The 19,308-nt window shown below is 59.9% G+C and carries 20 protein-coding genes and 1 pseudogene; 10 read left to right on the forward strand and 11 right to left on the reverse strand.

Annotated elements, in window-relative coordinates:
- Positions 1 to 18 precede the first annotated feature (18 nt).
- Both AC1RKH_RS10720 and dadA read right to left on the reverse strand, forming a co-directional pair.
- Positions 19 to 372, reverse strand: coding sequence for a RidA family protein (locus tag AC1RKH_RS10720; protein ID WP_493062651.1), 354 nt, complete (start codon positions 370 to 372; stop codon positions 19 to 21).
- On the reverse strand, positions 344 to 1,648 hold the full coding sequence (gene dadA / locus AC1RKH_RS10725) for a D-amino acid dehydrogenase (protein ID WP_123426327.1): 1,305 nt from the start codon (positions 1,646 to 1,648) through the stop codon (positions 344 to 346). Before dadA ends, AC1RKH_RS10720 begins: the two co-directional genes overlap by 29 nt.
- Positions 1,649 to 1,804: 156 nt before the next feature.
- Here dadA and AC1RKH_RS10730 point away from each other — a divergent pair, with 156 nt between their 5' ends.
- Positions 1,805 to 2,293 carry an Lrp/AsnC ligand binding domain-containing protein gene (locus AC1RKH_RS10730; protein WP_003177284.1) on the forward strand — a complete coding sequence of 163 codons (489 nt, stop codon included), beginning with the start codon at positions 1,805 to 1,807 and terminating at the stop codon, positions 2,291 to 2,293.
- Positions 2,294 to 2,460: 167 nt separating this feature from the next.
- On the opposite strand, the gene AC1RKH_RS10735 is transcribed toward AC1RKH_RS10730, so the two are convergent.
- On the reverse strand, positions 2,461 to 2,814 hold the full coding sequence (locus tag AC1RKH_RS10735; RefSeq protein WP_007947437.1) for a YkgJ family cysteine cluster protein: 354 nt from the start codon (positions 2,812 to 2,814) through the stop codon (positions 2,461 to 2,463).
- A 149-nt stretch (positions 2,815 to 2,963) separates the two neighbouring features.
- Here AC1RKH_RS10735 and AC1RKH_RS10740 point away from each other — a divergent pair, with 149 nt between their 5' ends.
- Complete coding sequence (locus AC1RKH_RS10740) at positions 2,964 to 4,277, forward strand: NAD(P)/FAD-dependent oxidoreductase (protein ID WP_493062652.1); 1,314 nt, start codon at positions 2,964 to 2,966, stop codon at positions 4,275 to 4,277.
- 142 nt (positions 4,278 to 4,419) lie between these two features.
- On the opposite strand, the gene AC1RKH_RS10745 is transcribed toward AC1RKH_RS10740, so the two are convergent.
- Positions 4,420 to 4,665: a DUF1127 domain-containing protein gene (locus AC1RKH_RS10745; RefSeq protein ID WP_493062653.1), complete on the reverse strand. Its 246-nt coding sequence runs from the start codon at positions 4,663 to 4,665 to the stop codon at positions 4,420 to 4,422.
- Between the two features lie 178 nt (positions 4,666 to 4,843).
- Between AC1RKH_RS10745 and AC1RKH_RS10750 the strand changes: the two genes are divergently transcribed.
- Positions 4,844 to 6,286, forward strand: a complete 1,443-nt coding sequence (locus tag AC1RKH_RS10750) for an aminotransferase-like domain-containing protein (protein WP_493062654.1) — start codon at positions 4,844 to 4,846, stop codon at positions 6,284 to 6,286.
- A 220-nt stretch (positions 6,287 to 6,506) separates the two neighbouring features.
- Here the strand turns inward: AC1RKH_RS10750 and AC1RKH_RS10755 are convergent, their stop codons facing one another.
- Entirely contained in the window at positions 6,507 to 8,000 is a 1,494-nt protein-coding gene (locus tag AC1RKH_RS10755) for an aldehyde dehydrogenase (RefSeq protein ID WP_493062655.1), read from the reverse strand.
- Between the two features lie 235 nt (positions 8,001 to 8,235).
- On the opposite strand from AC1RKH_RS10755, the gene AC1RKH_RS10760 reads away from it, so the two are divergent.
- Positions 8,236 to 8,598: a cupin domain-containing protein gene (locus AC1RKH_RS10760; protein ID WP_493062656.1), complete on the forward strand. Its 363-nt coding sequence runs from the start codon at positions 8,236 to 8,238 to the stop codon at positions 8,596 to 8,598.
- Positions 8,599 to 8,671: 73 nt separating this feature from the next.
- On the opposite strand, the gene rpmG is transcribed toward AC1RKH_RS10760, so the two are convergent.
- Together rpmG and rpmB are read right to left on the reverse strand one after the other, a co-directional pair.
- Positions 8,672 to 8,827, reverse strand: a complete 156-nt coding sequence (rpmG, locus tag AC1RKH_RS10765; protein WP_007894709.1) for a 50S ribosomal protein L33 — start codon at positions 8,825 to 8,827, stop codon at positions 8,672 to 8,674.
- An 11-nt stretch (positions 8,828 to 8,838) separates the two neighbouring features.
- Positions 8,839 to 9,072 carry a 50S ribosomal protein L28 gene (rpmB, locus tag AC1RKH_RS10770; protein WP_007894701.1) on the reverse strand — a complete coding sequence of 78 codons (234 nt, stop codon included), beginning with the start codon at positions 9,070 to 9,072 and terminating at the stop codon, positions 8,839 to 8,841.
- Positions 9,073 to 9,519: 447 nt separating this feature from the next.
- Here rpmB and AC1RKH_RS10775 point away from each other — a divergent pair, with 447 nt between their 5' ends.
- Positions 9,520 to 11,106 carry an ABC transporter substrate-binding protein gene (locus AC1RKH_RS10775; protein ID WP_493062657.1) on the forward strand — a complete coding sequence of 529 codons (1,587 nt, stop codon included), beginning with the start codon at positions 9,520 to 9,522 and terminating at the stop codon, positions 11,104 to 11,106.
- A gap of 135 nt (positions 11,107 to 11,241) precedes the next feature.
- Here AC1RKH_RS10775 and radC read toward each other — a convergent pair whose 3' ends face one another.
- The gene (gene radC, locus AC1RKH_RS10780; RefSeq protein WP_493062658.1) at positions 11,242 to 11,916 is read right to left on the reverse strand and encodes a RadC family protein; all 675 of its coding nucleotides are present in this window, start codon (positions 11,914 to 11,916) and stop codon (positions 11,242 to 11,244) included.
- Between the two features lie 134 nt (positions 11,917 to 12,050).
- Here radC and coaBC point away from each other — a divergent pair, with 134 nt between their 5' ends.
- The 4 genes and pseudogenes from coaBC to argB all read left to right on the forward strand — a co-directional run bounded on the left by coaBC (position 12,051) and on the right by argB (position 16,285).
- The gene (gene coaBC / locus AC1RKH_RS10785) at positions 12,051 to 13,259 is read left to right on the forward strand and encodes a bifunctional phosphopantothenoylcysteine decarboxylase/phosphopantothenate--cysteine ligase CoaBC (protein WP_071552794.1); all 1,209 of its coding nucleotides are present in this window, start codon (positions 12,051 to 12,053) and stop codon (positions 13,257 to 13,259) included.
- A gap of 5 nt (positions 13,260 to 13,264) precedes the next feature.
- A complete protein-coding gene (gene dut / locus AC1RKH_RS10790) occupies positions 13,265 to 13,720 on the forward strand; it encodes a dUTP diphosphatase (protein ID WP_123426176.1) in 456 nt (151 codons plus the stop codon).
- Positions 13,721 to 13,963: 243 nt separating this feature from the next.
- Positions 13,964 to 15,340, forward strand: a pseudogene (locus AC1RKH_RS10795) (phosphomannomutase/phosphoglucomutase); the annotation flags it as partial.
- Between the two features lie 39 nt (positions 15,341 to 15,379).
- Positions 15,380 to 16,285 carry an acetylglutamate kinase gene (gene argB / locus AC1RKH_RS10800; protein WP_123426174.1) on the forward strand — a complete coding sequence of 302 codons (906 nt, stop codon included), beginning with the start codon at positions 15,380 to 15,382 and terminating at the stop codon, positions 16,283 to 16,285.
- A 185-nt stretch (positions 16,286 to 16,470) separates the two neighbouring features.
- Here argB and pyrE read toward each other — a convergent pair whose 3' ends face one another.
- Positions 16,471 to 17,115 carry an orotate phosphoribosyltransferase gene (gene pyrE, locus AC1RKH_RS10805; protein WP_493062659.1) on the reverse strand — a complete coding sequence of 215 codons (645 nt, stop codon included), beginning with the start codon at positions 17,113 to 17,115 and terminating at the stop codon, positions 16,471 to 16,473.
- Between the two features lie 82 nt (positions 17,116 to 17,197).
- On the opposite strand from pyrE, the gene crc reads away from it, so the two are divergent.
- Entirely contained in the window at positions 17,198 to 17,977 is a 780-nt protein-coding gene (gene crc / locus AC1RKH_RS10810; RefSeq protein ID WP_003176915.1) for a catabolite repression control protein Crc, read from the forward strand.
- Between the two features lie 176 nt (positions 17,978 to 18,153).
- Here crc and AC1RKH_RS10815 read toward each other — a convergent pair whose 3' ends face one another.
- Both AC1RKH_RS10815 and rph read right to left on the reverse strand, forming a co-directional pair.
- Entirely contained in the window at positions 18,154 to 18,522 is a 369-nt protein-coding gene (locus AC1RKH_RS10815) for a DUF4870 domain-containing protein (RefSeq protein ID WP_123426171.1), read from the reverse strand.
- Between the two features lie 43 nt (positions 18,523 to 18,565).
- Positions 18,566 to 19,288 (reverse strand): ribonuclease PH, encoded by a 723-nt coding sequence (rph, locus tag AC1RKH_RS10820; protein ID WP_493062660.1) that lies wholly within the window; start codon positions 19,286 to 19,288, stop codon positions 18,566 to 18,568.
- Positions 19,289 to 19,308: the final 20 nt, after the last annotated feature.

The following is a 19,308-nucleotide window of genomic DNA, read 5'->3' on the forward strand; positions in this document are numbered from 1 at the left end:
CACCGGGAGAGGGATCGTTTAAGGCAGAGCGGCCACTACCGACAGCTCAACCAGAATTTCCGGTTCGCACAGTTTGGCTTCGACCGTCGCACGGGCTGGCGCGACGTTCTTTGGCAGCCAAGTGTCCCAGACACTGTTCATGCCCTCGAAATCGGCATCAATGTCTTTCAGGTAAATCGTCACCGACAGCAGCCTGGTTTTGTCGGTACCAGCCAGATCCAGCAAGCGCTCGATGTTGGCGAGGGTTTCACGGGTCTGCTGTTCAATCCCGGCACTCATATCGTCGCCGACTTGCCCTGCCAGATACACGGTACCGTTGTGGGCAACGATCTGGCTCATGCGCTCATTGGTGAGCTGGCGCTGGATTGACATTTTTTGCGGACTCCTGATTGGTCTTGTCATAACGGGAAATATCGAGGCCTTCGGCACTGATCTGTGGCGCTTTCTTTGCCATCAGGTCCGCCAGCAAGCGACCGGAGCCGCACGCCATCGTCCAGCCGAGTGTGCCGTGACCGGTGTTCAGGAACAGGTTCTTGAACGGTGTGGCGCCGACAATCGGCGTGCCGTCCGGCGTGGTCGGACGCAGACCGGTCCAGAAACTCGCCTGGGCCAGGTCGCCGCCCTGAGGATAAAGATCGTTGACGATCATCTCCAGCGTTTCGCGCCGACGCGGGTTCAGCGACAGGTCAAAACCGGCGATCTCAGCCATGCCGCCGACACGAATGCGGTTGTCGAAACGGGTAATCGCCACCTTGTAGGTTTCATCGAGAATAGTCGACGTCGGGGCCATCGCCGGATTGGTGATCGGCACGGTCAGCGAGTAGCCCTTGAGCGGATACACCGGGGCCTTGATGCCCAGCGGCTTGAGCAACTGCGGCGAGTAGCTGCCGAGCGCCAATACGTAACGGTCAGCGGTTTCCAGCTTGCCGTCGATCCACACGCCGTTGATCCGGTCCCCGGCGTAGTCGAGGCGCTGAATGTCCTGGCCAAAGCGGAATTCCACGCCCAGTTTCACGGCCATTTCGGCCAGGCGCGTGGTGAAGATCTGGCAGTCGCCAGTCTGGTCGTTCGGCAGGCGCAGGGCGCCGGCGAGGATATCGGTCACGCTGGCCAACGCCGGTTCGACGCGGGCAATGCCGGCACGGTCGAGCAGTTCAAACGGCACGCCGGACTCTTGCAGGACGGCGATGTCTTTTGCCGCGCCATCCAGCTGCGCCTGAGTGCGGAACAGTTGAGTGGTCCCCAGGCTGCGGCCTTCGTAGGCAATACCGGTTTCTGCACGCAGTTCATCGAGGCAGTCACGGCTGTACTCGGACAGACGGACCATGCGCTCTTTGTTCACCGCATAACGGCTGGCGGTGCAGTTGCGCAGCATCTGCGCCATCCACAGGTATTGGTCGATATCGGCGGTGGCCTTGATCGCCAGCGGCGCGTGGCGTTGCAGCAGCCATTTGATGGCTTTGAGCGGTACGCCCGGCGCGGCCCACGGCGAGGCATAGCCCGGCGAGACTTGCCCTGCGTTGGCGAAACTGGTTTCCATGGCAGCGGCCGGTTGACGGTCGACGACCGTTACTTCAAAGCCGGCCCGAGCCAGATAATAGGCACTGGCGGTACCGATGACGCCGCTACCCAAGACCAGAACGCGCATTTTCATATCCCTCATCGCGGCTTACCGCTGACGTTTGTTGTTCAGAACACAGATGTGGGCAGTGTAAAAAACAATTGCCAGTGCTTTTCACTATATAAGCGCCTATATTTGGCGACAATTCTCGGCGAAATGGCTTTTTACGGAGGCGCATCCCCTATGCGGACCAACACTCAGACCAAACGCGAGCTGGACAAGATCGACCGTAATATCCTGCGCATCCTGCAAGCGGACGGGCGGATTTCGTTCACCGAGCTTGGGGAGAAAGTCGGGTTGTCGACCACGCCCTGTACTGAGCGGGTGCGACGCCTGGAGCGTGAAGGAATCATCATGGGCTACAACGCCCGCCTCAACCCGCAGCACCTCAAGGGTAGCCTGCTGGTGTTCGTCGAAATCAGCCTCGACTACAAGTCTGGCGATACCTTTGAAGAATTCCGGCGCGCAGTGTTGAAACTGCCGCACGTACTGGAATGCCACCTGGTGTCAGGGGATTTCGACTACCTGGTGAAGGCGCGGATTTCCGAGATGGCCTCGTACCGCAAACTGCTGGGCGACATCCTGCTCAAGCTGCCGCATGTGCGTGAGTCCAAGAGCTATATCGTGATGGAAGAAGTGAAAGAGAGCCTGAGCCTGCCGATTCCGGATTGAAGTCAGCTCTGAGGAAATGGTTGCCTGAGCGGGCGCCATCGCGAGCAAGCTCGCTCCCACAGGAGATCTCCAGCGGATGCACATTTTGTGTCCAACAGAGATCCCGTGTGGGAGCGAGCTTGCTCGCGATGGCAGCGACCCGGTCGATCTGAAATGAGCGTGGCCTGCTAGACCAGCACCTGCCGGGTGCTGGCCATGTATTCATGAATCTGCTTTTCGACCCGTGGATGAATCAACTCCACCGGGCCGCGGCCATTGGGGCATGGCAGGGTCTTCGTGGTGCCGAACAGCCGACAGATCAACGGCCGCTCGTCATACACGGTGCAGCCATTGGGCCCCAGGTGCACACAGTTCAGCTCATCCATTGCGGCGTCCTGTTCAGCCCTGGTCTTACGCGGCAGGCGGGACATCTCTTCCGGCGAAGTGGTCACCGGACCACAGCAGTCATGGCAACCGGGCACACACTCGAATGACGGGATTTGCTGGCGAAGAGTGCGGATTTTCTGGCTGTTGCAGCTCATCGAAGCGCGTACCGGGATAGTGAACGGAATGGGATTTTGCCCTAAAAGCCTCGCTCCAGACAGCACCAGCCGACCAGTGTTGCCCAGGCCGAAAGGTCCGGCTTATGCTCCGTAAAATTTACTCAACACACGAGATCAGGATGACGCACATGAACCCCCGTGTTCAGCAACCTGTCCCGAGCCATCTGCACGCCGCTTCTTACTACGCTGCCAGCAGCCTGCCGCAGCCCGATCATCCGGTGCTCAAAGGCGAACTGCTGGCGGACGTGTGCGTGGTGGGTGGCGGGTTCTCGGGGCTGAACACCGCCATCGAACTGGCCGAACGCGGGCTCAGTGTGGTGCTGCTCGAAGCACACAAGATTGGCTGGGGCGCCAGTGGACGCAATGGCGGGCAACTGATTCGCGGGGTCGGTCATGGCCTCGATCAGTTTGCCAATGTAATCGGTGCGGACGGCATCCGGCAGATGAAGCTGATGGGGCTGGAAGCGGTGGAAATCGTCCGGCAACGGATCGAGCATTTTCAGATCGCCTGCGACCTGACCTGGGGTTACTGCGACCTGGCCAACAAACCTCGCGACCTCGACGGTTTTGCCGAAGACGCGGCCGAATTGCGCAGCCTCGGCTATCGCTACGAAACCCGGTTACTGCAAGCCAATGAAATGCACAGCGTGGTCGGCTCCGACCGCTACGTTGGTGGTTTGATCGACATGGGTTCCGGGCATCTGCACCCGCTGAACCTGGCCTTGGGCGAAGCAGCGGCAGCGCAGCAACTGGGCGTGAAGCTGTTCGAACAATCGGCGGTGACCCGCATCGACTATGGCAGTGAGGTCAAGGTCCACACCGCGCAAGGCTCGGTTCGTGCCAAGACCCTGGTGCTGGGCTGCAACGCCTACCTCAACAACCTGAACCCCGAGCTCAGTGGCAAAGTATTGCCCGCCGGCAGTTACATCATCGCCACCGAGCCCTTGAGCGAAGCACAGGCCCACGCATTGCTGCCGCTGAACATGGCGGTCTGCGATCAGCGAGTGGCGCTGGACTACTACCGGCTCTCGGCGGATCGGCGCTTGCTGTTCGGCGGTGCCTGCCACTATTCCGGCCGTGATCCGTCGGACATCGCCGCGTACATGCGACCGAAGATGCTCGACGTCTTCCCGCAACTGGCCGGGGTGAGGATCGACTATCAATGGGGCGGGATGATTGGCATCGGCGCCAATCGCCTGCCGCAGATTGGCCGACTCAAGGACCAGCCGAATGTGTATTACGCTCAGGCCTATTCCGGTCATGGGGTGAACGCCACTCACTTGGCCGGCAAACTGCTGGCCGAAGCCATCAGCGGTCAGCAAAGCGGCGGTTTCGACCTGTTCGCCAAGGTGCCGCACATTACGTTCCCTGGCGGTAAGCATTTGCGTTCGCCGTTGTTGGCGTTGGGGATGTTGTGGCATCGGCTCAAAGAGCTGGTCTGAAAGCTGGCCTGTGTTCTTACCGGCCTCATCGCGAGCAGGCTCGCTCCCACAATTGATCACTGGTGTTCACAAATGTGTGTTCACTGTAGATACCTGTGGGAGCGAGCCTGCTCGCGATTGGCCTGAGAGAACACCGTAGAACTCAGATCCGCCAAAAGGGTTTGAGCCCCTCCTCCCGCGCCTGCTCACGACTCAACCCCACATCGCGCAACTGCTCAGGCGACAGCTCAAGCAAGGCCTTGCGCGTGTGCAGACGATGCCAGAACAGAGCCCAGCGACCGAGACCGGACGGAGCATTGCGCATCGTTGCCGCGCGCGTGCCCTTCTCCTGCCCTGCCACCAGTTCCTGACTGCGTAACGTCAGCCGCACATCGCTCAAGCCGTTCATTTTGATTGCTCCTGTTTACTTGGGTAGCCAGAGATTCCATGATGCGCGGGCGAGCGAAACCATTACAGATCCAACAGAGCTGTATTACTTCCATACAGATTTTCCGTTTTACCGACTGAATCCTGTATTTTTTCTCAATCTGTACTGGTTACCTGAATCTCCTCACCGAGGCTGCACCATGACCCTTTACGTCAACCTCGCCGAATTGCTCGGCACACGCATCGAACAGGGCTTCTACCGACCCGGTGACCGACTGCCGTCGGTGCGGGCATTAAGCGTCGAGCATGGGGTCAGTCTGAGCACCGTGCAGCAGGCTTATCGGGTGCTGGAAGACAGCGGGCTGGCGATGCCGAAACCGAAATCCGGCTACTTCGTTCCGGTCGGGCGCGAGTTACCGGAGTTGCCGGTCGTTGGCCGCCCGGCCCAGCGTCCAGTGGATATTTCTCAGTGGGATCAGGTGCTGGAACTGATTCGCGCCGTCCCGCGTAAAGATGTCGTGCAGCTCGGTCGCGGCATGCCGGACGTCACCACACCGACCATGAAGCCTCTGCTGCGCGGGCTGGCGCGGATCAGCCGGCAGCAGGACATGCGCGGCCTGTATTACGACAACATCTACGGCGTCCTCGAGCTGCGCGAACAGATTGCCCGCTTGATGCTCGATTCCGGCTGTCAGCTGAGCGCCAACGACCTGGTGATCACCACCGGTTGCCACGAAGCGCTGTCCACCAGCATTCGTGCGATCTGCGAGCCGGGCGACATCGTTGCCGTCGACTCACCGAGCTTTCACGGCGCCATGCAGACCCTCAAAGGGTTGGGTATGAAAGCCCTGGAGATTCCCACCGACCCGATTACCGGGATCAGCCTCGATGCGCTGGAGCTGGCCCTTGAACAGTGGCCGATCAAAGCCATACAGTTGACCCCCAACTGCAACAATCCACTGGGCTACATCATGCCCGAGGCGCGCAAACGGGCGCTGCTGACCCTGGCACAGCGCTTCGACGTGGCAATCATCGAAGACGATGTGTATGGCGAACTGGCCTACACCTACCCGCGCCCCCGCACGATCAAATCCTTCGACGAAGACGGTCGCGTCCTGCTCTGCAGCTCGTTTTCGAAGACCCTGGCGCCGGGGCTGCGCATCGGCTGGGTCGCGCCGGGTCGGTATCTGGAGCGGGTGTTGCACATGAAATACATCAGCACCGGTTCCACGGCGCCGCAACCACAAATCGCCATCGCCGAATTTCTCAAAGGCGGTCACTTCGAGCCGCATTTGCGGCGGATGCGCACACAATACCAGCGTAATCGCGACCTGATGTTCGACTGGGTCAGCCGCTACTTTCCCGCCGGCACCCGCGCCAGCCGTCCGCAAGGCAGCTTCATGCTCTGGGTCGAACTGCCGGAAGGTTTCGATACCTTGAAACTGAATCGTGCGCTGAACGACCAAGGCGTACAGATTGCCGTCGGCAGCATTTTTTCCGCCTCGGGCAAATACCGCAATTGCCTGCGCATGAACTACTCGGCCAAACCGACACCGCAGATTGAAGACGCTGTACGCAAGGTTGGCGCAGCGGCGATCAAGCTGCTGGCCGAGCACAACGACAGTGCTGAATGGGACAAATGACGCCAACACGGCGAAATAAGTCGCCCAACGCATTTCCACGCTTCTGTGGATAATTATTTTTCAGGCACAGCACAAAGCACTGTGGGAGCGAGCTTGCTCGCGATGACGGACCAACATTCAACATTAACGTCGACTGTCATACCGCTATCGCGAGCAAGCTCGCTCCCACAAGGGTTCTACGTTGTCTTGAGCCCCAGATGCGACCGGGGCCCGTAACAATTTACAGCTTGATCCAGGTCGCCTTCAGCTCGGTGTACTTGTCGAACGCGTGCAGCGACTTGTCGCGACCGTTGCCCGACTGTTTGAAACCACCAAACGGTGCGGTCATATCGCCGCCATCGTACTGATTGACCCACACGCTACCGGCGCGCAGGGCCTTGGCAGTCAGATGACCCTTGGAGATATCCGAGGTCCAGACTGCAGCAGCCAGGCCATATGGCGTGTCGTTGGCGATCTGAATCGCTTCCTCGACGCTGTCGAAGGTGATAACCGACAGTACCGGACCAAAAATCTCTTCCTGGGCGATCTTCATCGCGTTGCTCACGCCGTCGAAAATCGTCGGTTCAACGTAGGTGCCACCGGTTTCCTGGAGGATGCGCTTACCGCCAGCCACCAGTTTGGCGCCATCGGTGTGACCGGATTCGATGTAGGACAGCACGGTGTTCATCTGCTGCGTGTCGACCAGCGCGCCGACGTTGGTGGCCGGGTCCAACGGATTGCCCGGCTTCCAGGCTTTCAGGGCTTCGATCACCAGCGGCAGGAACTTGTCCTTGATCGAGCGCTCGACCAGCAGACGCGAACCTGCGGTACACACTTCGCCCTGATTGAACGCGATGGCACTGGCAGCCGATTCGGCCGCCGCTTGCAGGTCCGGCGCATCGGCAAACACGATGTTCGGACTCTTGCCGCCGGCTTCGAGCCAGACGCGCTTCATGTTCGATTCGCCGGAATAAATCATCAGTTGCTTGGCGATTTTGGTCGAACCGGTGAACACCAGCGTGTCGACATCCATGTGCAGGGCCAGCGCCTTGCCAACGGTGTGACCGTAGCCTGGCAGCACGTTCAGCACGCCTTTCGGGATACCGGCTTCAACGGCCAGTGCCGCGATGCGGATGGCGGTCAGCGGGGATTTTTCAGACGGCTTGAGGATCACCGAGTTACCGGTGGAGAGCGCCGGACCGAGCTTCCAGCACGCCATCATCAGCGGGAAGTTCCACGGCACGATAGCGCCAACCACACCCACTGGCTCACGGGTCACCAGACCCAGTTGGTCGTGCGGGGTAGCGGCCACTTCGTCGTAGATCTTGTCGATGGCTTCACCGCTCCAGCTCAGCGCTTGCGCCGCGCCTGGAACGTCGATGTACAGGGAGTCGCTGATCGGCTTGCCCATGTCCAGGGTTTCAAGCAGCGCCAGCTCCTCGGCGTGCTGCTTGAGCAGGCCGGCGAAACGAATCATGGTGGCTTTGCGCTTGGCCGGAGCCAGACGCGACCAGACGCCCGAGTTGAATGTGGCACGGGCGTTGTCGACGGCATGCTTGGCGTCGGCGGCGTCACAGCTGGCAATCTTGCCCAGCAGACGGCCATCGACAGGGCTGATGCAGTCGAAGGTCTCGCCGGAGACGGCTGCGGTGTATTCGCCATTGATGTAGGCACGGCCTTCGATTTTCAGATCGCGGGCGCGTTGCTCCCAGTCGGCACGAGTCAGGGTGGTCATACGAGTGTCCTCCTCTTATTGAATACGAGCGCCACGCGATCTACGCAGGCACTTTCAGGAATTCTGCCCGGCCAGCCTACAAATCGGCCCAAGGCACCTGTCACCCTAAACCAGCGACCCCTCATGTTTCAATATATTTGACACAAGGCTGGTAAACGGCCTTGCGATGTTCATTTTAATAAACATAGACTTTGGCTTTCAGCCACTCGCGCCGCAATCACGGGGGATTACAAGAATGAGCATTCAAGACATCGTCGACTTCAGCCAGGCCACCACAGCCGCCGAACGCTACCGCCCGGACGCTGCAAAAGTCCTCAAGGGCGATCCCGAGCAAGCCGTCTACAACCACTACAACAGCCCTTGTGGTCAATTGAACGCCGGCGTCTGGGAAGGTGAAGTCGGGCAATGGATGGTGAACTTCACTGAACACGAATACTGCGAAATCGTGCAGGGGGTTTCGGTGCTGCGCGACCACGACGGCAATGCCAAAACGCTGCGCGCTGGCGATCGCTTCGTCATCCCGGCCGGCTTCCGGGGCACCTGGGAAGTGCTGGAGCCGTGCCGCAAGATCTACGTGGCGTTTGAACAGAAGGCCTGAGGCTTTTCCGAGCCACAACAAAAAAGGCCCGTATCTTGCGATACGGGCCTTTTTCTCAAGAGGGAAAAATCAATTACTTGATTTTGCCTTCTTTGTAGATCACGTGCTTGCGAACAACCGGATCAAATTTCTTGATCTCGATTTTGTCCGGAGTAGTGCGCTTGTTCTTGTCGGTAGTGTAGAAGTGACCAGTACCGGCGCTCGAAATCAAACGAATCAATTCACGCATGATTAGCTCCCTTAGATCTTGCCAGCTTTGCGGATTTCGGCCAGCACGACAGTGATGCCACGCTTGTCGATGATACGCATGCCTTTGGCAGATACGCGCAGACGCACGAAACGTTTCTCTTCTTCAACCCAGAAGCGGTGATGCTGCAGGTTCGGCAGGAAACGACGACGGGTTTTGTTGTTTGCGTGGGAAATGTTATTCCCAGTCACCGGACCCTTACCGGTAACTTGACAGACTCTCGACATGCCTCAGCCCTCTAAAACCACATGCCCAACCCGGCATGGGTTGGCCGCTTAATCTCTCAGTCATTTGGCGCCAGGCGCCGCGTTTCTTTAGGGGTCTTACCGGCTACACCTACAAACGAAGGAACCGGGCCCCTAGAAAAGAGCGCTGCTTTATACCAGAAAGACTAGAGAGCAACAACAATCGGTGTGCATTGAATTAACAAAACCCCTATTTTTTGGGCTCCGAGTGCCTTGGACAAAGGCTGTCGTCGATGGCGACCGCTCGTCGCAGAGAATCGGCCAACAGGCCAATCCAGGGTTTTCCTCCGGCAGCACTCACCGAAAACAATCGCACATAGTCCCCTTAAAATGAAAAAGGGGATAGTCATTTGTAAAAGAGCCCACTAGGGTAGGCCTTTTCCAGACTGCACTCGCAGATGGGCCTTCGATCTGCACAGGAATCCACACATGCGCCTCGCTGCCCTACCGCTGTTGCTCGCCCCACTTTTGCTGAGCCCATTGGCCCAGGCTGCCGCTTTAAGCGTCTGCACCGAGGCCAGCCCGGAAGGGTTCGATGTCGTTCAATACAACTCGCTGACGACCACCAACGCCTCGGCCGACGTGCTGATGAACCGCCTGGTGGACTTCGACACCACCAGTGGCAAAGTGGTCGCCAGCCTGGCCGACAGCTGGGAAGTCTCGACCGACGGCCTGACTTACGTCTTCAAGCTGCACCCGCAGGTGAAATTTCACCACACCGAGTACTTCAGCCCCACTCGCGACCTGAGTGCAGAAGACGTGAAGTTCAGCTTCGACCGCATGCTCGACCCGGCCAACCCTTGGCACCAAGTTGCCCAAAGCGGCTTCCCGCACGCTCAATCGATGCAGTTGCCCGCGCTGATCAAGAAGATCGATGCGCTGGATCCGCTGACCGTACGCTTCATACTGGACCACCCCGACTCGACCTTCCTTGCCACCCTGACCATGGGTTTTGCCTCGATCTACTCGGCGGAGTATGCCGACCAGTTGCTCAAGGCCGGCACACCCGAGAAGCTCAACAGCCAGCCAATCGGCAGCGGCCCGTTCATCTTCGGGCGCTTCCAGAAAGATGCGTCGATTCGCTACAAGGCCAACCGCGATTATTTTGCCGGCAAACCGGCGGTGGACAGCCTGGTGTTCGCCATCACTCCGGACGCCAACGTGCGCCTGCAAAAACTACGGCGCAACGAGTGCCAGATCGCCCTGTCGCCCAAACCACTGGACGTGCAGGCCGCCGCCCAGGAACCGACTCTGAAGATCGAGAGCACACCGGCGTTCATGACCGCGTTCGTGGCCATCAACAGTCAGCATCCGCCGCTGGATAAACCCGAAGTGCGCCAGGCGATCAACCTCGCCTTCGACAAGGCCAGCTACCTCAAGGCAGTTTTCGAAGACACCGCGCAACCCGCCAACGGTCCGTACCCGCCCACCACCTGGAGCTACGCCAAGGACCTGCCGGGCTATCCAAAAGACATCGCCAAGGCTCGCGCATTGCTGGCCAAGGCCGGGCTCAAGGAGGGTTTTAAAACCACGATCTGGACCCGCCCTTCCGGCAGCCTGCTCAATCCAAACCCAAGCCTTGGCGCCCAGCTGCTGCAGGCTGACCTGGCTGAAGTCGGGATTCAGGCGGAAATCCGCGTGATTGAATGGGGCGAGCTGATCCGCCGCGCCAAGGCCGGCGAACACGATCTGCTGTTCATGGGCTGGGCAGGCGACAACGGCGACCCCGATAACTTCCTCACGCCGCAGTTCTCCTGCGCGGCAGTCAAGTCCGGGACCAACTTCGCCCGCTACTGCGACCAGGGCCTGGACAAGGTCATCAGCGCCGGTAAGACCACCACCGAACAAGGCGTGCGCAGCAAGCTCTACGAACAGGCCCAGGCGCAGATCCAGCAACAGGCACTGTGGCTGCCACTGGCGCACCCGACCGCCTACGCGCTGACGCGCAAGGACGTTCAGGGCTACCAGGTCAGCCCGTTCGGCCGCCAGGACTATTCCAAAGTCAGTTTCAAGTAATAGCGTCACCGCAAAACCTGTGGGAGCGAGCTTGCTCGCGATGACGGACTTTCAGCCAACATCATTGTTGAATGTCAAACCGCTATCGCGAGCAAGCTCGCTCCCACATGGATTTACCTGGCGCCGCTACCCCGCTCACATCCACCCATACTCGGCCATCGATAGCGGATCGCCGTCGCCGACGATGAAATGGTCGAGTACCCGCACATCGATCAAATCCAGCGCCTCTTGCAAGCGCTTGGTCAGCGCTCGATCCGCCTGACTCGGCTCGGCACTCCCTGACGGATGGTTGTGGCAGAGGATCAGCGCAGCGGCGTTGTGCGCCAGTGCACGCTTGACCACCTGGCGCGGGTAGACGCTGGCGCTGTCGATCGAGCCGCGAAACAGTATCTCGAACGCCAGCACCCGATGCCGGGAGTCCAGAAACAGGCAGCCGAATACCTCATGCGGCTCATGGCGCAACATCGCCTTCAGGTAATTGCGCACTTCGATCGGACTCTTGAGCACCGAATCGCGACGCAAGCGTTCCGCCAGATGCCGCCGCGCCATCTCCAGCACTGCCTGCAACTGGGCGAACTTCGCCGGCCCCAGCCCAAGCTGACTGCCGAACGTCTGCTGGTCTGCCTCCAGTAGAGTGCGCAGGCTGCCGAATTGATGCAACAGGTGTCGCGCCAGATCTACCGCGCTTTTGCCGGTCACCCCGGTGCGTAGAAAGATGGCCAGCAATTCGGCATCCGAAAGACTCGCCGCACCCTGCTCCAGTAGCTTCTCCCGCGGGCGCTCCGCCGCCGGCCAATCGCGAATGCTCATAGCACCTCCATGTGTGTGGGCGCCGCTGTTCCGTAGCGGTCGCTGTGATATCGTAGTCCATCTTTTTTGCGGGCGATTTATCCCTGGGGAGGGGGTTTCGCCACGTAGTCATCAATGAATTGAAAGGCAGGCCTATGCAGCGGCTGTATCGGAAACGCATCGTTCTCGGCGTCGGCGGTGGCATTGCCGCCTACAAGAGCGCCGAGCTGGTTCGCCGACTCATCGACCAGGGCGCCGAAGTGCGCGTGGTCATGACCCGCGGCGGCAGCGAGTTCATCACCCCGCTGACCATGCAGGCACTCTCCGGGCACCCGGTCCACCTCGACCTGCTGGACCCGGCGGCCGAAGCCGCGATGGGCCACATCGAACTGGCCAAGTGGGCTGATCTGGTGCTGATCGCCCCGGCCACCGCCGACCTGATCGCGCGCCTGGCCCAAGGCATCGCCAACGACCTGCTGACCACTCTGGTGCTGGCCACTGACGCCACCGTCGCGCTGGCCCCGGCAATGAACCAGGCCATGTGGCGCGACCCGGCCACCCAGGCCAACACCCAACTGCTCGAAAGCCGTGGCTTCAAGGTCTTCGGCCCGGCGTCCGGCAGCCAGGCCTGCGGCGACGTCGGCATGGGCCGCATGCTCGAAGCCAACGATCTGGCGCAGTGCGCCGCCGATTGCTTCCAGCGCCAGGCGCTGACCGGCAAGCACGTGCTGATCACGGCCGGTCCGACCCAGGAAAACATCGACCCGGTGCGCTACATCACCAACCACAGCTCCGGGAAAATGGGCTTTGCCCTGGCCGAAGCCGCGGTCGAAGCCGGCGCCCGGGTGACCTTGATCACCGGCCCCGTGCACCTGCCGACCCCGGATCGCGTCACCCGGATCGACGTAGTCAGTGCCCGCGACATGCTCGCCGCCTGCGAAGCAGCGATCCCTTGCGACCTGTTCATCGCTTCTGCTGCGGTCGCGGACTATCGCCCGGAAGTCGTCGCCCCACAAAAACTCAAGAAAGACCCTACGAACGGCGACGGCTTGTTGCTGCAAATGGTCCGTAACCCAGACATTCTGGCGACCATTGCCACTCGCCCCGACCGTCCGTTCAGTGTCGGTTTCGCCGCCGAAACCGAACACCTGCTCGACTACGCTGCACGCAAACTGAAAGACAAAAACCTCGACCTGATCGTCGCCAACGACGTCGCCAACCCGAGCATTGGCTTCAACAGCGAGGAAAACGCTTGCAGCGTGATCGACCGTGAGTTGCACGCAACGCTCTTCGCCCAGACCAGCAAGGGCAAAATTGCCCGTCAGCTGATCACTTTTATCGCCGAACGTCTGAACCAGGTTTAACTCGCATGCACGCTTTACAAGCCAAGATCCTCGACCCACGCATTGGCCGCGAATTCCCGCTGCCGCAGTACGCCACGCCAGGCTCCGCCGGCCTCGACCTGCGGGCGATGCTGGAACAGGACACCGTCATCAAGCCGGGTGAAACCCTGCTGATCCCGACCGGTCTGTCGGTGTACATCGGCGATCCGGGCCTTGCCGCGCTGATCCTGCCGCGCTCGGGCCTGGGCCATAAACACGGCATCGTGCTGGGCAACCTGGTCGGCCTGATCGACTCCGATTATCAGGGGCCGCTGATGGTCTCCTGCTGGAACCGCGGCCAGACCGACTTCAACATCGTGGTCGGCGAACGTCTTGCCCAATTGGTGCTGGTGCCGGTGGTCCAGGCGCACTTCGAACTCGTCGCGGAGTTCGACGAAACCCAGCGCGGCACCGGCGGTTTCGGTCATTCGGGCAGCCATTGATCCGCTGAAGGCCTGTAGGAGCTGCCGAAGGCTGCTCCTACAGGGAAATTGAGCCAATATCAGCGACAGTTTTTGGCTTCGGGAATCAAGGCATTGGCGGGGCATGGCCTTTTCGCACCACGAACTCTCTGTGGAAAACGCCGTCATACCCTTCAGTTTGAGCCTGTCGACACGCTGTTCGCAGGCAGGTCCCGCCACTTTCGAAATGGAGCATTCCCACAGATGAGCAGTCCAGCCCAAGTTGCACCGAAGTTCCCCGACAGCATCTTCCGCGCCTACGACATTCGCGGCACTGTCCCGGAATTCTTGACCGCTGAAACCGCTTACTGGATCGGTCGCGCCATCGGCTCCCAGACCCTGGCCCAGGACGAACCGAACATCTCTGTCGGCCGTGACGGTCGTTTATCCGGCCCGGAGCTGGTCGAGCAACTGATTCAGGGCCTGCACGACAGCGGCTGCCACGTCAGCGATGTCGGACTGGTGCCAACCCCGGCGCTCTACTATGCGGCCAACGTGCTGGCCGGCAAGTCCGGTGTGATGCTCACCGGCAGCCACAACCCGTCGAACTACAACGGCTTCAAAATCGTCATCGCTGGCGACACTCTGGCCAACGAACAGATCCAGGCCCTGCATGACCGCCTGAAAACCAACAACCTGAGCAGCGGCAAGGGCAGCATCACCAAGGTCGAGATCCTCGACCGCTACACCACCGAAATCGTCCAGGACATCAAACTCGCCCGGCGCCTGAAAGTGGTGGTCGACTGCGGCAACGGTGCCGCCGGTGTTATCGCGCCTCAGCTGATCGAAGCCCTGAACTGCGAAGTCATCCCGCTGTTCTGCGAAGTCGATGGCAACTTCCCGAACCACCACCCGGATCCGGGCAAACCCGAGAACCTGGTGGACCTGATCGCCAAGGTCAAGGAAACCAACGCCGACCTGGGCCTGGCCTTCGACGGTGACGGTGACCGCGTAGGTGTGGTGACCAATACCGGCGACATCGTCTTCCCGGACCGTCTGCTGATGCTGTTCGCCAAAGACGTGGTGGCGCGTAACCCGGACGCGGAGATCATCTTCGACGTCAAATGCACCCGCCGCCTGACGCCGCTGATCAAGGAATACGGCGGTCGCCCACTGATGTGGAAAACCGGTCATTCGTTGATCAAAAAGAAGATGAAGCAAACCGGCGCCCTGCTTGCAGGCGAAATGAGCGGGCACATCTTCTTCAAAGAGCGCTGGTTCGGTTTTGACGACGGCATTTACAGCGCCGCACGTCTGCTGGAGATCCTCAGCAAGGAAAAATCCTGCGCGCAGGAGCTGTTCGAGACCTTCCCGAACGATATTTCTACGCCAGAGATCAATATCCATGTGACCGAAGAGAGCAAATTCAGCATCATTGATGCACTGCACGACGCCCGCTGGGGCATCGGTGCCGAATTGACCACCATCGACGGTGTGCGAGTCGACTACGCCAAAGGCTGGGGCCTGGTGCGCGCGTCCAACACCACACCGGTGCTGGTCCTGCGTTTCGAGGCCGATAACGACGCCGAACTGCAGCGCATCAAGGACGTATTCCACGCCCAGCTGAAACGTGTTGCACCTGATCTCCAACTACCATTTTGATTTTTTGAAACGCCTTTTATTGAAGTGCCGGAGCCCCGAATGACCCTCGAACGCGAAGCCGCCGCCAACACCGCCAAGGTCCTGTCCGAAGCGCTACCTTACATTCGCCGCTATGTCGGCAAGACGCTGGTGATCAAATACGGCGGCAACGCGATGGAAAGCGAGGAGCTGAAAACCGGCTTCGCCCGCGACATCGTACTGATGAAGGCCGTCGGCATTAACCCGGTGGTGGTTCACGGCGGCGGCCCGCAAATCGGCGACCTGCTCAAGCGCCTGTCGATCGAGAGCCACTTCATCGACGGCATGCGCGTCACTGACGCCCAGACCATGGACGTGGTGGAGATGGTTCTCGGCGGCCAGGTGAACAAGGACATCGTCAACCTGATCAACCGCCATGGCGGCAGCGCCATCGGCCTGACCGGGAAAGACGCCGAGCTGATTCGGGCGAAAAAACTCACCGTGACCCGCCAGACGCCAGAGATGACCCAACCGGAAATCATCGACATCGGCCAGGTCGGCGAAGTGGTCGGCATCAACACCGACCTGCTGAACCTGCTGGTCAAAGGCGACTTCATCCCGGTGATCGCGCCCATCGGTGTCGGTGCCAACGGCGAGTCCTACAACATCAACGCCGACCTGGTGGCCGGCAAAGTCGCTGAAGCCCTGAAAGCCGAAAAGCTGATGCTGCTGACCAATATTGCCGGCCTGATGGACAAAACAGGCAAGGTTCTCACTGGCCTGAGCACCCAGCAGGTCGACGAACTGATCGCCGACGGCACCATCTACGGCGGCATGCTGCCGAAGATCCGTTGCGCGCTGGAAGCGGTGCAAGGTGGCGTGGGAAGCTCGCTGATCATCGATGGCCGGGTGCCGAATGCGATTCTGCTGGAAATCTTCACCGACACTGGTGTGGGCACCTTGATCAGTAATCGCAAGCGTCCGTAAGCAACCCACATAAAAAGACCCCGCTCAGCCTGACTGAGCGGGGTCTTTTTTTATACGACGCTCCGAAGCGGAGCCACCCTTGTGGGAGCGAGCTTGCTCGCGATGGCGGCCTGACAGTCAACACAGATGTTGGATGTCATGGCCTCATCGCGAGCAAGCTCGCTCCCACAGTTTTTACAAAACCATCAAACGCCGAACTGGGCGCGGTAGGCTTCAACCGCCGGCAGGTGTTGCTTGAGCTGCGGATCGTCGGCGAGGAATTCCAGCACCTGATTCAGCGAAACGATGCTGACCACCGGGATACCGAAGTCACGCTCCACTTCCTGGATCGCCGACAGCTCACCGTTGCCGCGCTCCTGGCGATTCAGGGCGATCAGCACGCCGGCGGCCTTGGCGCCGTCCTGGGAAGCGATGATTTGCATCACTTCACGGATCGCGGTACCGGCGGTGATCACGTCGTCGATGATCAGCACTTCGCCAGTCAGCGGCGCACCGACCAGGCTGCCGCCTTCGCCGTGAGCCTTGGCTTCCTTGCGGTTGAAGCACCATGGCAGATCGCGGTTATGGTGCTCAGCCAGCGCCACCGCAGTGGTCGCGGCCAAAGGAATGCCTTTGTACGCAGGGCCAAAGAGCACGTCGAACGGAATGCCGCTCTCGACGATGGCCGCCGCATAGAAACGACCCAGCTGCGCCAGTGCAGAACCTGAGTTGAAAAGGCCGGCATTGAAGAAGTAAGGACTGGTACGCCCGGACTTCAGGGTGAACTCACCGAAGCGCAAAACGCCGCGATCGATGGCAAAACGAATGAAGTCGCGCTGATACGCTTGCATGAAAAAAACCCCAAATACCACGGATTTAGCTAATTAGGTAGACGCCGTGTATCATACACGCACGCGATTTTTGGGGCCATTTATGCGGATCATCAGTGTGAACGTCAATGGTATTCAGGCTGCAGTCGAGCGTGGTTTGCTCAGTTGGCTGCAAGCACAGAATGCCGACGTCATCTGCCTGCAGGACACCCGCGCCTCCGCCTTTGAACTGGACGATCCAGCCTTCCAACTGGATGGCTACTTCCTTTATGCCTGCGATGCCGAAGTCCCCGCCCAAGGTGGTGTGGCTTTGTATTCGCGGTTGCAACCGAAGGCCGTCATCAGTGGTCTCGGCTTCGAGACGGCCGACCGCTACGGGCGCTACCTGCAAGCCGATTTCGACAAGGTCAGCATCGCGACCTTGCTGCTCCCTTCGGGGCAGAACGGCGATGAAGACTTGAACCAGAAGTTCAAGCTAATGGACGATTTCGCCCGTTATCTGGATAAACAGCGGCGCAAACGTCGCGAGTACATTTATTGTGGCTCGCTGTACGTGGCGCAACAGAAGCTGGATATCAAGAACTGGCGCGACAGCCAGCAATCCCCGGGTTTCCTGGCGCCAGAGCGTGCCTGGATGGACGAGATTGTCGGCAACATGGGTTATGTCGATGCCCTGCGTGAAGTCAGCCGCGAAGGCGATCAGTACAGCTGGTGGCCAGACAACGAACAGGCTGAGATGCTCAACCTGGGCTGGCGTTTCGACTACCAGCTGCTGACCCCGGGCCTGCGCCGTTTTGTACGCAGCGCTCGCTTGCCACGTCAGCCGCGGTTCTCGCAACACGCGCCGTTGATCGTGGACTACGACTGGACGCTGACGATCTAAGCGTCTTTTCGCAGCCGCAAAAAAGCCGACAGTGATGTCGGCTTTTTTTTTGCGTGCTGATTTATTCAATGTGGGAGCGAGCCTGCTCGCGATGACGGCAGACCAGACACCGACGCGGTGACTGTCAGACCGCTATCGCGAGCAGGCTCGCTCCCACAGGGGATTGGTGTCGTTGCTTACTTGATTAACCGCCAGGTGAAGGGATAGCGATACAGCTGCCCTTCATTGGCTTTTACCCCGGCAATGATCGTCAGCACCAACGCGCCGATGGCCACCAGGCCAAACAGGAAGAAGCCGATCACCACCACCATCAGCAACAGGCAGATCGCCGTAGCAATGGCCACGCTGATCTGAAAGTTCAGCGCCTCCTTGCCCTGGTCATCGATGAACGGATCCATCTCGCGCTTCAGTTGCCAGAGGATCAGCGGCCCGATCAACGAGCCGAACGGCACCCAGATCCCCAGCAAGGCCGAGAGATGGCAGAACATGGCCCACTGACGAACCTCACGGCTAGGCACTGGCTGCGGTAGTTGCTCATCACTCATGACGCTCTCCTTGCTGGACATCGGAACCTGGACTTCAGAACAATCAGTCAGCCAACGCGGCTTTTTGCAGGTCGAAAATTTCGCTCATGCCTTTTTTCGCCAGCTCCAGCATCGCGTTCAGCTCTTCAGGCTGGAACGGCGCGCCTTCAGCGGTGCCCTGAACCTCGATGAAACCACCGGTGCTGGTCATCACTACGTTCAGGTCGGTCTCGGCAGCCGAGTCTTCCAGGTAGTCCAGATCCAGCACTGGCTCGCCCTGGTACATGCCCACCGAAACGGCGGCAATCATTTGCTTGAGCGGGTCACCGCCTTTCAGGCCGCCGCGCTTCTTGATCACTTTCAAGGCATCGACCAGCGCAACCATGGCACCGGTGATCGAGGCAGTACGCGTACCGCCGTCGGCTTGAATCACGTCGCAGTCGACGTACAGGGTGATGTCGCCCAGCTTGGACATGTCCAGCGCAGCGCGCAGGGAACGACCGATCAGACGCTGGATCTCCAGCGTACGGCCGCCTTGCTTGCCACGGCTCGCTTCACGCTGGTTACGCTCGCCAGTGGCGCGCGGCAGCATGCCGTATTCGGCGGTCAGCCAGCCTTGGCCCTGCCCCTTGAGGAAGCGCGGCACACCGTTTTCGACGCTGACGGTGCAAATCACCTTGGTATCACCGAACTCGACCAGTACAGATCCCTCGGCGTGTTTGGTGTAGTTGCGGGTGATGCGGATCGAGCGGAGCTGATCGGCAGCGCGACCACTTGGACGTTTCATAGAGGAACACCTGTACGGAG

Source organism: Pseudomonas sp. GW822-FHT06B12 (genome assembly GCF_058799675.1).

What these genes read in the sequence shown, in the direction of transcription:
- pyrE (WP_493062659.1), bottom strand. Translation starts at nt 17,115, where the DNA reads ATGCAAGCGTATCAGCGCGACTTCATTCGTTTTGCCATCGATCGCGGC.
- AC1RKH_RS10730 (WP_003177284.1), top strand. Translation starts at nt 1,805, where the DNA reads ATGCGGACCAACACTCAGACCAAACGCGAGCTGGACAAGATCGACCGT.
- argB (WP_123426174.1), top strand. Translation starts at nt 15,380, where the DNA reads ATGACCCTCGAACGCGAAGCCGCCGCCAACACCGCCAAGGTCCTGTCC.
- dadA (WP_123426327.1), bottom strand. Translation starts at nt 1,648, where the DNA reads ATGCGCGTTCTGGTCTTGGGTAGCGGCGTCATCGGTACCGCCAGTGCC.
- AC1RKH_RS10755 (WP_493062655.1), bottom strand. Translation starts at nt 8,000, where the DNA reads ATGACCACCCTGACTCGTGCCGACTGGGAGCAACGCGCCCGCGATCTG.
- AC1RKH_RS10745 (WP_493062653.1), bottom strand. Translation starts at nt 4,665, where the DNA reads ATGAACGGCTTGAGCGATGTGCGGCTGACGTTACGCAGTCAGGAACTG.
- coaBC (WP_071552794.1), top strand. Translation starts at nt 12,051, where the DNA reads ATGCAGCGGCTGTATCGGAAACGCATCGTTCTCGGCGTCGGCGGTGGC.
- crc (WP_003176915.1), top strand. Translation starts at nt 17,198, where the DNA reads ATGCGGATCATCAGTGTGAACGTCAATGGTATTCAGGCTGCAGTCGAG.
- rpmG (WP_007894709.1), bottom strand. Translation starts at nt 8,827, where the DNA reads ATGCGTGAATTGATTCGTTTGATTTCGAGCGCCGGTACTGGTCACTTC.
- AC1RKH_RS10760 (WP_493062656.1), top strand. Translation starts at nt 8,236, where the DNA reads ATGAGCATTCAAGACATCGTCGACTTCAGCCAGGCCACCACAGCCGCC.
- AC1RKH_RS10735 (WP_007947437.1), bottom strand. Translation starts at nt 2,814, where the DNA reads ATGAGCTGCAACAGCCAGAAAATCCGCACTCTTCGCCAGCAAATCCCG.
- AC1RKH_RS10720 (WP_493062651.1), bottom strand. Translation starts at nt 372, where the DNA reads ATGTCAATCCAGCGCCAGCTCACCAATGAGCGCATGAGCCAGATCGTT.
- rpmB (WP_007894701.1), bottom strand. Translation starts at nt 9,072, where the DNA reads ATGTCGAGAGTCTGTCAAGTTACCGGTAAGGGTCCGGTGACTGGGAAT.
- AC1RKH_RS10740 (WP_493062652.1), top strand. Translation starts at nt 2,964, where the DNA reads ATGAACCCCCGTGTTCAGCAACCTGTCCCGAGCCATCTGCACGCCGCT.
- rph (WP_493062660.1), bottom strand. Translation starts at nt 19,288, where the DNA reads ATGAAACGTCCAAGTGGTCGCGCTGCCGATCAGCTCCGCTCGATCCGC.
- AC1RKH_RS10815 (WP_123426171.1), bottom strand. Translation starts at nt 18,522, where the DNA reads ATGAGTGATGAGCAACTACCGCAGCCAGTGCCTAGCCGTGAGGTTCGT.
- AC1RKH_RS10775 (WP_493062657.1), top strand. Translation starts at nt 9,520, where the DNA reads ATGCGCCTCGCTGCCCTACCGCTGTTGCTCGCCCCACTTTTGCTGAGC.
- AC1RKH_RS10750 (WP_493062654.1), top strand. Translation starts at nt 4,844, where the DNA reads ATGACCCTTTACGTCAACCTCGCCGAATTGCTCGGCACACGCATCGAA.
- dut (WP_123426176.1), top strand. Translation starts at nt 13,265, where the DNA reads ATGCACGCTTTACAAGCCAAGATCCTCGACCCACGCATTGGCCGCGAA.
- radC (WP_493062658.1), bottom strand. Translation starts at nt 11,916, where the DNA reads ATGAGCATTCGCGATTGGCCGGCGGCGGAGCGCCCGCGGGAGAAGCTA.